The sequence below is a fragment of the Arthrobacter sp. BI5 genome (assembly GCF_056680065.1).
Genome location: NZ_CM155264.1, coordinates 1,859,284 through 1,872,912 on the forward strand (window position 1 = coordinate 1,859,284; position 13,629 = coordinate 1,872,912).

Annotated in this window: 13 protein-coding genes; 9 read left to right on the forward strand and 4 right to left on the reverse strand. The window is 68.4% G+C overall.

Translation table 11 applies throughout. From position 1 onward, the window contains the following. The first annotated feature begins 46 nt into the window (after positions 1–46). Genes AC1MED_RS08440 through AC1MED_RS08455 form a run of 4 tightly spaced genes read left to right on the forward strand, consistent with a single transcriptional unit; the run spans position 47 to position 3,318 of the window. The gene (locus AC1MED_RS08440) at positions 47–1,219 is read left to right on the forward strand and encodes a cytochrome P450 (protein ID WP_479786456.1); all 1,173 of its coding nucleotides are present in this window, start codon (positions 47–49) and stop codon (positions 1,217–1,219) included. Then, positions 1,216–1,410: a ferredoxin gene (locus AC1MED_RS08445; protein WP_340534395.1), complete on the forward strand. Its 195-nt coding sequence runs from the start codon at positions 1,216–1,218 to the stop codon at positions 1,408–1,410. Before AC1MED_RS08440 ends, AC1MED_RS08445 begins: the two co-directional genes overlap by 4 nt. Next, the gene (locus tag AC1MED_RS08450) at positions 1,410–2,675 is read left to right on the forward strand and encodes an NAD(P)/FAD-dependent oxidoreductase (RefSeq protein WP_479786458.1); all 1,266 of its coding nucleotides are present in this window, start codon (positions 1,410–1,412) and stop codon (positions 2,673–2,675) included. The genes AC1MED_RS08445 and AC1MED_RS08450 overlap by 1 nt, the downstream gene beginning before the upstream one ends. A 28-nt stretch (positions 2,676–2,703) precedes the next feature. Next, a complete protein-coding gene (locus tag AC1MED_RS08455) occupies positions 2,704–3,318 on the forward strand; it encodes a TetR/AcrR family transcriptional regulator (protein ID WP_346958236.1) in 615 nt (204 codons plus the stop codon). 239 nt (positions 3,319–3,557) lie between these two features. Here the strand turns inward: AC1MED_RS08455 and AC1MED_RS08460 are convergent, their stop codons facing one another. The 4 genes from AC1MED_RS08460 to AC1MED_RS08475 all read right to left on the reverse strand — a co-directional run bounded on the left by AC1MED_RS08460 (position 3,558) and on the right by AC1MED_RS08475 (position 7,276). Beyond that, positions 3,558–4,310, reverse strand: a complete 753-nt coding sequence (locus AC1MED_RS08460) for a maleylpyruvate isomerase family mycothiol-dependent enzyme (protein WP_479786459.1) — start codon at positions 4,308–4,310, stop codon at positions 3,558–3,560. Next, complete coding sequence (locus AC1MED_RS08465) at positions 4,310–5,158, reverse strand: fumarylacetoacetate hydrolase family protein (RefSeq protein ID WP_479786460.1); 849 nt, start codon at positions 5,156–5,158, stop codon at positions 4,310–4,312. Before AC1MED_RS08465 ends, AC1MED_RS08460 begins: the two co-directional genes overlap by 1 nt. Continuing rightward, complete coding sequence (locus AC1MED_RS08470; protein ID WP_479786462.1) at positions 5,155–6,288, reverse strand: cupin domain-containing protein; 1,134 nt, start codon at positions 6,286–6,288, stop codon at positions 5,155–5,157. Before AC1MED_RS08470 ends, AC1MED_RS08465 begins: the two co-directional genes overlap by 4 nt. Positions 6,289–6,454: 166 nt before the next feature. Continuing rightward, the gene (locus tag AC1MED_RS08475) at positions 6,455–7,276 is read right to left on the reverse strand and encodes an IclR family transcriptional regulator (RefSeq protein WP_479786464.1); all 822 of its coding nucleotides are present in this window, start codon (positions 7,274–7,276) and stop codon (positions 6,455–6,457) included. A gap of 48 nt (positions 7,277–7,324) precedes the next feature. Between AC1MED_RS08475 and AC1MED_RS08480 the strand changes: the two genes are divergently transcribed. The 5 genes from AC1MED_RS08480 (at position 7,325) to AC1MED_RS08500 (ending at position 13,558) form a co-directional block, all read left to right on the forward strand. Further along, complete coding sequence (locus AC1MED_RS08480; protein ID WP_479786465.1) at positions 7,325–8,650, forward strand: MFS transporter; 1,326 nt, start codon at positions 7,325–7,327, stop codon at positions 8,648–8,650. Continuing rightward, entirely contained in the window at positions 8,643–9,899 is a 1,257-nt protein-coding gene (locus tag AC1MED_RS08485) for an FAD-dependent oxidoreductase (RefSeq protein WP_479786466.1), read from the forward strand. Before AC1MED_RS08480 ends, AC1MED_RS08485 begins: the two co-directional genes overlap by 8 nt. Positions 9,900–10,107: 208 nt before the next feature. Beyond that, entirely contained in the window at positions 10,108–10,902 is a 795-nt protein-coding gene (locus AC1MED_RS08490) for an IclR family transcriptional regulator (protein ID WP_479786467.1), read from the forward strand. A 293-nt stretch (positions 10,903–11,195) separates the two neighbouring features. Next, positions 11,196–12,473 (forward strand): cytochrome P450, encoded by a 1,278-nt coding sequence (locus tag AC1MED_RS08495; RefSeq protein ID WP_479786468.1) that lies wholly within the window; start codon positions 11,196–11,198, stop codon positions 12,471–12,473. A 5-nt stretch (positions 12,474–12,478) separates the two neighbouring features. Continuing rightward, the gene (locus AC1MED_RS08500) at positions 12,479–13,558 is read left to right on the forward strand and encodes a PEP/pyruvate-binding domain-containing protein (RefSeq protein WP_479786470.1); all 1,080 of its coding nucleotides are present in this window, start codon (positions 12,479–12,481) and stop codon (positions 13,556–13,558) included. Positions 13,559–13,629 lie beyond the last annotated feature (71 nt).

Below are 13,629 nucleotides of genomic sequence, written 5' to 3' on the forward strand. Positions count from 1 at the left end.
CGCCCCTGGCCTTCCCTACCAACCAACACCTCACTGGGAGAACACCGTGACTGCACCCATCGAATCCGACATCGACATCTGGGACGACGACATCCTGGTCGACCCATACCCCACCTACGCCTCCCTCCGTGAGCAGGGAGCAGTGGTCCACCTGCCCAAGAACGAGCTGTACGTCCTGACCCGCTACGACGCCATCCGCGACGCACTCGGCGATCCGGAAACCTTTTCGTCCAGCAGCATCGGCTTCAACCCCATGGTGAACGAGGCGCTGCAGGGCACCTCGCTTGCCTCGGACCCGCCCGTCCACACCCAGCTGCGGGCCACGCTGTCCCAGAACCTCACCCCCCGCGCCCTCCGCGGCCTGAAAGTCGTCATCGACGAGAAGGCGGACAAACTCGTCGCCGAACTCGCCAACAGCGGCAGCTTCGAAGCCATCGATGCACTGGCCCGGGCCTTCCCGATCGAAATCGTCGCCGACCTGATCGGCTTCAGGGGCCACGTCAAGGACAACATGCTGCGCTGGGGCCAGGCCGCGATGCAGGTCATCGGCCCGCTGAACCAGCGCACGCAAGAGAGCTTCCCGATTGCCGGCGAGCTCTACGGCTGGTGCTCCTCGGTTACCGCCGAGGACCTCACGCCCGGGTCAATCGGCCGCGGAATCTTCGACGCCGAGACGCGCGGGGACATCCCGCAGGGTTCTGCGGGGCACATCATCCACCAGTACCTGGGAGCGGGTGTCGACACGACCATCGCGTCGATCGGCAACATTGTTGCGTTGTTCGGCCACCACCCCGAACAGTTCGAGCTGGTCCGGCAGAATCCGGAACTGGTCCCGGCAGCGTTCGCCGAGGTGCTGCGCTACTGGGCGCCGGTCCACATCTGGGGCCGCAAGGCGACCCGCGACGTGGAAATCGACGGCGTCACCATTCCCGCCGGCGCCCAGGTAGGCATCCTCTTTGGCGCCGGCAACCGGGACCCCGGGCACTACGGGAATCCCGATGTCTTCGACGTGGCCCGCAACCCGGTGGACCACCTCTCCTTCGGCTACGGCCCGCACGGCTGCGCCGGCCAAGGGCTGGCGAAACTTGAAGCACACGCGATCATCGAGGCACTTGCCCGGAGGGTGAAAACATTGACGGTCTCCGACGAAGTTCGTGAGCCGAGCAATATCACCCGCAGCCTCGACCTGCTTCAGGTCGAAAAGGTGGTGGCAGCATGAGGATCGAACTGGACCGGCCGCGCTGTGAAGGACACGGCCTCTGCGAGGAAGCCGCCCCGAAGCTGATGCACCTCGACGACGACGGCGAGCTGGTGATCGATGTCCCTGAGGTGGACGGGGCCGACCTCGACGCCGCCAAGGCGGCTGTCCGGGTCTGCCCGGTGGCCGCGCTGCGCTTGGCCGCCGCCTGATGATGCGCAGGATAGTGGTCGTCGGCAACGGCATCGCCGGGCTCACGGCCTGCGACTCGCTCCGCGCCGCCGGCTTCGACGGTGAGCTCACTGTCGTGGGCGCCGAGCGCCACCATCCCTACAGCCGCCCCGCCCTGTCCAAGGCGCTGCTGCACGGTGTTGATGGGGGCGGTTCCGACGGCAGAAGCGGTGACGCGCTCCGCGCGCACGAGCTTCCGGCGCCGTCCCATGAAGCAACCGAGATGCTCGGCGTGAGCGCCGCGGGCCTGGACGTCGACGCCCGGCTGGTTTACCTGGACGGTGGCGGCGAGCTGCCGTATGACGGCCTCGTCATCGCCTCCGGTTCCCGGGCCAGGCGGCTCGCCGCCGGGCCCGGAGCAGCAGGAACGGGCCTGGACGGCGAGTCCCAAGAGATCACCCTGCGCACCATCGAGGACGCGGTCCGCCTCAAGGAGCGCGTCGCGTCCCGTCCCTCGGTCATCGTGATCGGGGGAGGGCCGCTCGGCATGGAGGTCGCGTCCGGTTGCCTGTACCAGGGCTGCGAGGTCACCCTCGTCGCCGACGCCAAGCCCTTGTCGCGGCAGCTGGGCGGCTACCTGGCCGACATGTTTACCAGCGCCGCGATCCGGCGCGGGCTCCGGGTGGTGGTAGGCGGAAAGGCGAGCCTGGGCGATCACGGCGGCGGGGCCACAGTGGCCCTGGCCGACGGGACCGTGCTGGAGGCGGATCTTGTGGTCACCGCCGTCGGCGATGAGCCGAACATCCGCTGGCTGGCCGGCTCAGGCCTCCTCAGCGACGGGTCGCTGCGTGTCGACTCGCGCGGCCGGCTGCGGCCGGAGATCGTGGCCGCCGGCGACGTGGCGTTTTTCCCCACCGCTCGCGGTGTGCAGCGGGTTCCGCTGTGGACGAGTGCGATCGACCAGGCCAAGGTGGCCGCCGTCGGCCTGCTGCAGGGCGACTCCGCACCCGTATTCAAGTTCCAGCCGTACTTCTGGACGGAAGGCTTCGGGCTGGCGCTCAAAGCCGTCGGCTTTACCCCGGTGGCAGGCGACCCCGACTACAACGAACCGGGCACGGAGGACGGGTCGGCGCTGCTGCGCTGGGCCAACCCGGACGGTTCCGGGACCGCAGTCGCGGTCAACTACCGGATCACGGTCCCCAAACTGCGCCTGCTGGCCGACGCCGGTCCGACGGGCGTCCCTGCCGCGGGTCCGGCCGGCGCCGGAGCGGTCGCGCCGCGCCCGGCGGCGCCGGCCCCGGTTTGACGCCGCACAGCACCGTTAGGATTGATCCATGTCGTCGTTGCGAGAAGCCCAGAAGAAGCTCACCCGCGACATGATTGTGGAGCGCGCGCTTGAGCTCTTCACCGAGAAGGGCTACGCCCCCACCACCATCGACGAGATCGCCGCCGCGGCCGGCACCACCCGGGTGACCTTCTACGCCTACTACCCCTCCCGCGCCGACTTGATGCGGGACTTCATGGCGCGGGTAAACGCGGTACTGGACCGTGCCGACGGCCCGGAGAGCGGTTCCACTGCGCCCGACCTTGTTGATGTGGTGCGGGCAGGTGAACTGTCTGGCATACTCGCCTGGCTGGAGTCCCGGGCGGCGCTCTGGCCGGTCTTCCGGCCCTACCTTGACGTCCTCGATGAGGCCGCCGCCGTGGACCGTGAGGTCCGCACCATGGTCGAGCAGTGGCATGAGGAGGTCATCTCGGATCTGGTCCGCGGAATGCAGCTGGCCGGACGCTTCTCGGAGGAGACGCACCACATCCGGGGAACCCTCGCCTTCACGTCCCTGGACTACGTGGCCACCCTCTGGACGCGGCGCAAGTTTGAACCCAACCGGGAACACGCCCTTGAGGTCCTGGCCGACAATTGGTACCACCTGCTCTGCGACGAGGGCTGAACCGGCCTCTGCACAGCGGCGGCCAAGCGCCGCTCGGCGGCCCATGATGACTCCCATGTAGCCGGCGCTGCGGTCCGGGGGCACTTCGGCGCGGACACGCCGTCGGCCAGGGAACCGTCGTCGAACATCACCCTCAAAGTGCCCCCGGACGGAGGCAACCAGGCACGAAAGCGGGAGGCCCCTTCGCCTGAATTGTTCAGGCGAAGGGGCCTCACGCTGGGTCGATCGTTTAGCTAGCCTCAGATCCACTTGGGCGCGGCAGGAACCGTCCCATTCGTTGTACGGGGTCCCACTGCCGTGACGCCGCTGGTGCCGCGGCCGGCGGACCATTCGACGACGGCGGGCAGCGGTCCGGAGACCACGGTGGGGGACGCCGCCGCGGTGTCGCCGAGGGTGAGATCGCGGTCGGTGACCTTGAGCACCAGGTCCTTGTCGGTGCCGCGGGTCTTCCAGGCGCCGGTGATGTCGTTGAGCAGCCGCTCCAGGACAGGAACGGGAATGTCCCGGAAGACGGCCCCGTTGTCCAGGTCCACGGCGTGCATCCAGACTTCCCGGCTGCGCATCCAGACCGTTTCCGTGGCGGGGACTTCCCGGCCCTGGATGGTGCGGACTTTGTGGTGCCAGGCATCCTCGGGGAGGTCCCGCCATTCGACGTTCAGGTGCACGGCCGAGTGGTCGAACAGGTGCCGCAGCGCGATCGGGCTCAGCGTGGCGCCGAAGTTGATCTCGTGGTCGCGGACCTCGGTGGAGGGGTACATCGGGGTTTCCACTCCGGTGCCGGCCCATTCCACGAGCCGGGCGATGGCGCGGGCGTTGTAACCGATGTGCGCCGTGATGTGGCGGCGGGTCCAGCCCGGCAGCAGCGAGTCGCCGTCGAGCTCCGCGTCGGAGAGCTCGTTGAGCTTGCGGGCGAAGAACGCCGTGCCCCGGCGGGCCTGCAGCAAAGCTGCCAGCAGCTCCGGGTCCGTCGTCTGGTCGTGGCGGGCAACCATCAGGCTTCCTTGACCACGCGGTTCTTCAGCTGCCCCAAGCCCTCGATGGTGGTGACCAGGAGCTGGCCCTCCTGCAGGTAGCGCTTCGGGTCCTGGGCGTGGCCCACCCCGCCCGGCGTGCCGGTGGCAATGACGTCGCCGGGGTTCAGCGTGATGATGGTGGAGATGTAGGAGACCAGGAACTCCGGCGTGAAGACCAGGTCGCCGGTGGGGGTCTGCTGCTGAACCTCGCCGTCGACCTCGGAGGTCATCAGCGGGCCGGCGCTGAATTCGTCCGTGGTGACCAGGGCGGGGCCGAACGGGGTGGACTTTTCCCAGGTCTTGCCCTGCAGCCACTGGATGGTGCGGAACTGGTAGTCGCGCATGGAGACGTCGTTCAGCACGGCGTAGCCGGCGATGTGGTCTTTCGCGTCGGCTTCCGGAATCCGGCGGCCGGCTTTGCCGATCACGACGGCGAGTTCGGCTTCCCAGTCGACGGCGTCGGATTCCTGCGGGAGGGCCAGGTCATCGTTCGGGCCGATCAGGGATTCCGCGTACTTGGCGAACAAGGTGGGGAACTCGGGGACTTCCCGCCCCATTTCCTTGATGTGGTTGCGGTAGTTGTGGCCCACGCAGATGATCTTCCCCGGCGCGGGGACGACGGCGTCGAGGTCGGCGCCCTCGAGCGGGTGGGTGGCGCCGGCCGCGTTCTGCGCGATCGCTTCCCAGTCAGCGGAGCGGAGCAGCTCGCCGACGTTGGCGAAGCCGTCTATCTCGGTCAGGGTGTCGCCGTCCTGGCGCACAGCCACGGTGGAAGTGCCGGTGGCAGCGCCGGTGCCGTTTTCGGTGCGGAGGGTGAGGAGTCTCATGCGTTCTTGCGTCCTTCGGTGTAGGTGCGGTTGAAGTTCAGTCGTTCGAAAATGGGGGCATCGCTGAAGCGGAAGAGATCAAATTCGGTGTCCGCCTGCAGCGACCACGCCGCCCAGGACGGGACAACGAACAGGTCGCCCTTCGCGAGGATCCGGGTTTCTCCGTTGAGGACCACGGAGCCGGATCCTTCGAAGACCTGCCAGACGCTCGAGCCCACTTCGTGCAGGGTTTCGGTGGTGGCGCCGGCGCGGAGGCGGTGGAATTCGGCCCGGATGGTGGGCATGACGTCCCCGCCGGTGGTGGGGTTGGTGAAGCGGACGGCGGCGTGGCCCTGGGAGACGGTGGCGGGGTGGCCCTCGTCCTCGAGCAGCAGCTGCTCGCGCAGCGCGCGGTCTGTGTATTCCCAGCGGTAGGCGGCGATGGGGGAGCTGGTCGTGTCGTCCAGTCCGGAGAGCGGGCGCAGGCCCGGGTGGGCCCAGAGCCGCTCGGAGCGGGAGATGTCCGGGGTGGCCTCGTCCGTGACGCGTTCGGTGCCGAACTCGAAGAAGCCGGCGTCAGCGTAGTGCACGAACGGGATGTCCAGGCCGTCGATCCAGGCCATCGGCTCATCGGTGTCGTTGTGGTGGCCGTGAAAGTTCCAGCCCGGGGTCAGCAGGAAGTCGCCGCGCGACATCCGGACCGGGTCACCGTTGACGACGGTCCAGACGCCTTCGCCCTCGACGACGAAGCGGAACGCGTTCTGCGAGTGGCGGTGCTCCGGGGCGGTCTCCCGGGCACCGAGGTACTGAATGGCTGCCCACAGCGTGGGGGTGGCGTACGGGGTGCCTGCCAGGCCCGGGTTCGCCAGCGCGATGGCGCGGCGTTCACCGCCGCGGCCCACCGGGACCAGGTCGCCGGCGCGGGCGGCCAGCGGGTACAGGTCGCTCCACCGCCACACGTGGGGGACCGCCTTCGGGCTGGGGACCATCGGCATCAGGTCCGCGATCTCGGTCCAGAGCGGGATCAGGTTCTCGCGGTCAAAGTCGCGGTACAGCTCCTGCAGCTGGGCAGCCTCTTCGGGCGTGGGCTCCGGAGCGGTGTGGGCTGCGGCCACTGATTCGTGGGTCGTGTTCTCAGCGCTGATGGACACTTGGGCCTCCTCGGTAGGTCAGGACAGTTCTTTGGCGTAGTTCGACCATACGGAGCCGGCAGTGTGACCTCCAACATATTCTGCTGGTCAGAATTGCAGCCGAGTCCCGCCTAGGCTGCCCTGCCGGGCGCCCAGCCCTGCCCCGCGCCGGGACCGTGCCGGGTGCTCAGTCCGGCTCGGCGGGATTGGCCGCGATGTCGATCTCCAGCTGCCGGCAGGTCTCCCGCAGGGCCTGGACCAGTCCGGCGTCGAACACCCGGCGGAACCGGGTTGCGGGAGTAGCGACGCTGAGCGCGCCGACGACGTGCCCGTGCCGGTTGTGCAGGGCCATTCCGAGCGCGCTCACTCCTTCCTCGGTGCCCTCGAAGTTGGCGGCGAAGCCGTTGCTGCGGATGGATTCCAGCTCGCGCAGGAAGGCCGGATACTCCGCTGCCGGAATGTTGTCCCCGCCGATCTCGGCGTTGCTGCTGCGGAACAACTGCTCGATCATGGCCGGCTCCAGTTCTGCGAGCATGGCCTTGCCGCCGGAGGTCCTGTTGGCCGGCATCACCGTCCCCTGCCGGTCACCAACCCGCAGGACGCTGTTTCCCTCCACCGTGGCAAGAAAGCGGACTTTGGTGCCCACCCGCACCATCAGGTTCACGGTTTCGTCCAGCCGCGCCGAGAGCAGTTCCATGTGCGGCTGCGCGAGCGTGCGCAGCAGCCTGGTCCACGCCAGCCCGGCCGGCCCGACGCCCATCGCCGGCCCCGGGACGTAGCGGCGGGTTTCATCCTGCACGGCGAACCCCCGGTACACCAGCATGGCCAGCAGCCGGTGGGCGGTGGACGGGGCGACGCCGAGCTCCGCGGCGGCGTCCTTGAGCCGCAACGCCCCGCCGTCGCGCAGCAGCTGCAGCAGCTGCAAGGCGTTGTCGACCGCCTCGATGGAATAGGTGGGCCGCTTCTGCACGGGCTTCCGGGCGGAGGGAGGTGATGGCTTGTTCTGCACATCAGAATTGTATTGTGGTTCACTTAGCGTGGCTAGGACAGTAGTGGCATGAATCACACACCCTCTGTTGCAGCGCCGCAACGGTCCGCGCCGGAGTCTCCCGGCCCCACCGCCGCTGACGGTCCTGCCTCCCGATTTTCCAAGGCATCAGCGGCGGCTGTGCTCGTCTGCTGGCTCCTCGTCGTCTTCGACGGCTACGACCTGATCGTCTACGGCACCGTCCAGTCCTCCCTGATCTCCGAGACCGGCTGGGGCCTGAGCAAGGCCACCGCCGGGACCATCGGTTCGATGGCCTTCGTCGGCATGATGATCGGCGCGATCTTCGCCGGCCGGATGGCCGATTCCTGGGGCCGCCGCCGCACCATCCTTGGCTGCGCCATCGTCTTCTCGGTCTTCACCATCCTCTGCGCGTTCGCCCCCAACGCCCCGGTCTTCGGCGCCCTCCGGCTCCTGGCCGGCATCGGCCTGGGCGGGCTGGTGCCTTCGGCCAACGCCCTCGTGGCCGAACTGGTCCCCACCAAGTGGCGGTCCACCATCGCGACGCTGATGATGTCCGGCGTGCCGATCGGCGGATCCATCGCCGCCCTCGTCGGGATCCAGCTGATCCCCGCGTTCGGCTGGGAATCGATGTTCCTGGTCGCCGCACTGGCCCTGCTCGTCGTCGTCCCGCTGGGACTGAAATACCTGCCGGAGACCCTCACCCCGGCCACCCCGGCCGAGATAGCGGCCCGCCGGGGCCGTACGCTCAAGGAACCGGCCGGGTTCTCGTCCCTGCTCCGCGCCCCGTACCTGGGGATCAGCATGCTGTTCGCGCTGGCCACGATCGCCACGCTCTTCGCCTGGTACGGGCTGGGCACCTGGCTGCCGAACCTGATGCAGCTGGCCGGCTACAACCTGGGCTCCGCCCTGACCTTCGCCCTGGCCCTGAACCTCGGGGCGGTGGCCGGCTCGGTCCTCACGGCCTGGGCCGGGACGCGGTTCGGTCCGATCCCGACGGCGATCGCCGCTGCCGCCGTCGCCGCCGTTGCGCTCATGGTCCTCGTAACCGGCCCGTCCGTCACCGTCGTCTACCTCATGCTGGTCCTGGCCGGCGTCGGAACCCACGGCACGCAGTGCCTGATCATCGCCGCCGTCGCCAGCCACTATCCCGGACACCTGCGCGGCACCGCGCTGGGCTGGGCGTTGGGGACGGGCAGGATCGGCGCCGTCGCCGCACCGCAGGTCGGGGGCCTCCTGCTGGCCGCCGGGCTCGGCGTCAACTCCAATTTCCTCGCCTTCGCCGGCGCGGCCGCCATCGCCGCGGTCCTGCTCGTCGTCGTCGGCCTCCAACTCAAATCGAAAATCTCTATCCCGCAAGGAGCAAGCAATGTCTGAGCACGCCACGTCCACCGATGTCCTGGTCATCGGAGGGGGAATGGCCGGACTGGCCGGAGCCCTCGCGCTGCGTGAAAACGGCGCCAACGTCACCCTCGTGGAACGGGCCCCCGAATTCGGCGAGGTCGGCGCGGGGCTGCAGATGGCCCCCAATGCCTCCCGCGTCCTGAAGCGCTGGGGCCTGCTGGAGAAGGCACTGGAAATCGGTGTCCAGCCCAAGCACCTGGTCTTCCGCGATGCCGTCACCGGCGAGGAACTCACCCGCCAGAGTCTCGGCGGGGAGTTCGCGGACCGCTACGGCGCACCCTACGTCGTGATCCACCGCAGCGACCTGCACCGCGTCCTGCTCGAAGGCTGCGAGGCCGCCGGCGTCAAGCTGGTCAACGACGTGATGGTCGAGAGCGTTGAAACCGTCAACGGCCGCGGCGTGGCCCACACCGCCGCGGGAGTGGACTACGCGGCCGACGTCGTGATCGGCGCCGACGGGCTCCGCTCCACCTTGCGCCCGCTCGTGACCAACGACGAGCCCGTCTCCTCGGCCTACGTCGCCTACCGCGGCACCGTCCCGATCACCGAGGACACCCCCAAGGCCGACCTCGAGGACGTCATCGTCTACCTCGGCCCGGACTGCCACCTGGTGCAGTACCCGCTGCGCAAGGGCGAGCTGCTGAACACCGTGGCCGTCTTCAAGTCGCCGTCCTTCGAGCGCGGCGAGGAACAGTACGGGGGTGTGGACGAGCTCGAGGCTGCCTACAAGGACTGCGTCCCGGCCGTCCAGGAAGCGCTGAAGAACCTGGCCACCGGCATCCGCTGGCCCATGTACGACCGTGACCCGATCGAAAACTGGGTTGCCGGCCGCATGGTGCTGATGGGCGACGCCGCCCACCCCATGCTCCAGTACCTCGCCCAGGGCGCCTGCCAGGCGCTGGAGGACGCCGCCGCGCTGCAGGACGCGAGCCTGGGCACCGTCTTCACCGAGGACGGTGCCAACCCCGAGGCCTGGGACGGCGCGATCCGGGAGTTCAACACCATCCGCGCCGGCCGCACCGCCCGGGTCCAGCGCACTGCCCGCGTCTGGGGCGAATCCTGGCACGTCTCCGGACTGGCCCGGACGCTGCGCAACCTGCTCTTCAAGAGCCGGAAGGACAACGACTTCCAGTACAACGACTGGCTGTACGGCCAGGACGGCGACGGCGTGCCCGCGGTCCGCGAGGCCCAATCCCGCCTGACGGACCGTATCTCCGCCTAGGCAAACCCCGACGCGGGGTCACCTAGCGCCCATTCCGGAGCCCCGGATGGACGCTACGTGACCCCGCGTTGCGTGTTCGGAGCACCGGACCAACCCGGTCCGGACTAGACTCGCTTCATTTTGGTGCACGGCCGACAGGGGGCCGGACGGACGCCGGCCGACCGGCGGCCGGGCCCGGGCCGGATGAGCCTTCGACAAGGAGGTCAGGATGGCTGGCGGCAGCAGCGAACCCGGCAGGTCCGTGACCTCGAAAGTGCTCTCCATCCTGGAAGCCTTCGAGACGTCCCGAGGTGCCCTCAGCCTGACCGGGATTGCAGAGAAATCGGGGCTGCCGCTGAGTACGGCCCACCGGCTGGTCACCGAACTCACCGCGTGGGGACTCCTGTCCCGGGAGCCGAACGGGCGCTACCAGCTCGGTATCCGGCTGTGGGAGCTGGCGCAGAACACGGGGAGGCAGTTGCGTGACGCGGCCCGGCCCTACGTGCAGGACTTGTTCTCACTCACGGGGGAAACCGCGCACCTGGCGGTCCGGGCCGGACACGAGGTCCTTTACATCGACCGCGTTTACGGTTCAAAACGGGTGCCGCGGGCCTCCCGGGTCGGCGGCCGGTTGCCCATGCACGCGACCGCCGTCGGCAAGGTGATCCTGGCGTACGAGCAGGACTGGGTCCGCGACGCGTACCTGAACCGGCAGCTGGAGCGGCACACCGCCCACACCCATGTGGACCCCAAAAAGCTGGCGGCGGAACTGGCCCAGATCCGGGAGCAGGGGTACGCCACCACGCTGGAGGAAGTCCGGCTGGGCTCCTGCTCGATCGCGGTCCCGGTTTTCCACACCGGCAGGATCGGCGCCTCCATCGGCCTGGTACTTCCCACCAGCCAGGCCGCCACCATGACCCGGCACCTCCCCGTCCTGCGGGGCATCGCCGCCCAGATTGAGCGCGCCACCGCGCGGATCCCGCTCGAAACGCTGCTGGGAAGCCACGTCGCCGGCACCAACTGAGCGGAGTCCGGGCTGAGCCGGTCCGGGAGGGTCCGTCCGGGGGCCCTTTGGCGGCAATGTTCGACGTCGGCGGCTAGTTTGGCGGCGTGTCCGTGTCGAAGTGCCCCCGGACCGCTGGCAGCACCCGGGCCGGACCCTGCCCAGGCGGAGCGCGTTAACCGGGCGTGAAACCAACTGCCTTCCGCCCAGTGGAAGCAGACACTGTCCGACGGGAGTGACGCGGGCCACACTGGGAGATAAGAACCCCGGCATGCACTGGCGCTGCCGGCGGGACCGAAAACCAAGGAGCTTAGATGTCACCCTCGACGGAAACGGCCGGCCGCTGTCCCTTTGGCCACGGCGCCGAAGCCCCCGCAGGGCACCACGGCTATGAGCCGTTCCAGATGAAGGATCCGTTTCCCGCCTACGCTGAACTCCGGACCGAGCAGCCCGTGATGTTCGACGAGCGGGTGGGCCTCTACGTCGTCTCCCGCTATGACGACATCAAGGCCGTCTTTGAGGATTGGGAGACCTTCTCCAGCGAAAATGCCCAGGCCCCGGTCCGCGAGCGCGGCGCTGCGGCGAAGAAGATCATGGAAGAGGGCGGGTTCACCGCCTACTCGGGCCTGTCGGCGCGGCGCCCGCCGGAGCACACCCGCATCCGCGCCGTGGTCCAGAAACCCTTCACGCCGCGCCGCTACAAGGCGCTGGAACCGTTCATCCGGCAGAACGTCGTCGACCTGCTGGAGAAGATGCTGGCCCACCCGGAACACCGCGGCGACATGGTCAAGGACCTCGCGTACGACGTCCCCACCATCACCATCCTCACCCTGATCGGCGCGGATGTCTCCCAGGTGGACACCTTCAAGCGCTGGAGCGATTCCCGCGCGGCGATGACCTGGGGCGACCTCAGCGACGAGGAGCAGATCCCGCACGCCCACAACCTGGTGGAGTACTGGCAGGAATGCCTCCGCCTGGTGAAGGTGGCCCACGAGGAGGGCGGCGACAACCTCACCGCGGACCTGGTGAAGGCGCAGCAGGAGGGTGCCGAGATCTCCGACCACGAGATCGCCTCCGTCCTGTACAGCCTGCTTTTCGCCGGCCACGAGACTACCACCACGCTGATCTCCAACGCCCTCCGTGAGCTCCTGGCCCGCCCCGGCCAGTGGAAGCAACTGGTCGAGGACCCCAAGAAGATTCCGGCCGCCATCGACGAGGTGCTCCGCTACGCCGGCTCGATCGTCGGCTGGCGGCGCAAGGCGCTCAAAGACACCGAAGTCGGCGGGGTCCCGATCGAGGAAGGCGCGCATCTGCTGCTCCTGATGGGCTCTGCCAACCGTGACGAGAACAAGTTCGACGCCGGCGAGGACTTCGACATCAGCCGCCCCAACGCCCGCGAGCACCTCTCCTTCGGGTTCGGCATCCACTACTGCCTGGGCAACATGCTCGCCAAGCTCCAGGCCAAGATCGCCCTTGAGGAAGTGGCCCGGCTCGCCCCGGAACTGCAGCTGGAGAATCCGGAAGCCATCACCTTCCGCGAAAACCTCTCCTTCCGCGTCCCCGAGACCGTCCCTGTCAGCTGGAAGGCCTAAGGAATATGCAAAGCAACGAATACATCCAGTTCTTCGACGGCGGCATTGAACCGAAGCTCGAGAACCTCGGCGGCAAGGGCGCGTCCCTGGTCACCATGACTGCCGCCGGCATGCCCGTCCCGCCGGGCTTCGTGGTCACCACCGCGCAGTTTGATGCCTTTATGCAGGAAGCAGGCATCACCCGGCATATTCACCAGCTCTTGGCCGACCTCGACCCCGAGGACATGGGCCAGGTGGATAAGGTCTCGGCCGCCATCCGCGAGGACATCTGCTCCCGCCCGGTGCCGCAAGCCCTGCGCGAGCTCACCGTCGGCGCCTACGAGGCCCTGATGTCCCGTTTCAAGGCGCCCGTGCCGGTGGCCGTGCGCTCCAGCGCCACCGCCGAGGACCTCCCGGACGCCTCCTTCGCCGGCCAGCAGGACACCTACCTCTGGCTGAACGGCGTCAAGGCCGTCACGGATCACATCCGGCAGTGCTGGGCATCGCTGTTCACCTCCCGCGCCATCATTTACCGGCTGAAGAACAACATCCCCAACGAGGGCCTCTCGATGGCCGTCGTGGTGCAGAAGATGGTCAACGCCCGCGTCTCCGGCGTCGCGATCACCATGGACCCCACCAACGGCGACCGCTCCAAGATCACCATCGACTCCTCCTACGGCGTCGGCGAGATGGTGGTCTCAGGCCAGGTCACCCCGGACAACATCATGCTGGACAAGGTCACCTTGGCGGTCATCTCCGAACACCTAGGCGACAAGCACGCCGAACTCGTCCCGGACGCCGTTGCCGGCCGCCTGGTGGAGCGGGAAGTCGACGCCGAACGCCGCGGCCGGCGCAGCCTCAGCGACGCTGAACTCAGCGCCGTGGCGCTGATGGCCAAGCGCGCGGAGAAACACTACAAGTGCCCTCAGGACATCGAGTGGGCCCTTGACACGGACCTGCCGGACGGTGCGAACCTGCTCCTGCTGCAGTCCCGCCCGGAGACCGTGCACTCCTCCAAGCCCGCCGTCGTCACGGCCCCGCAACCGGTGGTCGCTGGAGGCTTCTTCAGCGGATTCAGCGCCTGGACGCCCAAGGCGTCCGCCTAGTACCCGCTAATGCCCCCCCCCGTTCCGCCCTCCCACCACGGCTCGACGATGAGCCCGCCTTGAAAGGACCG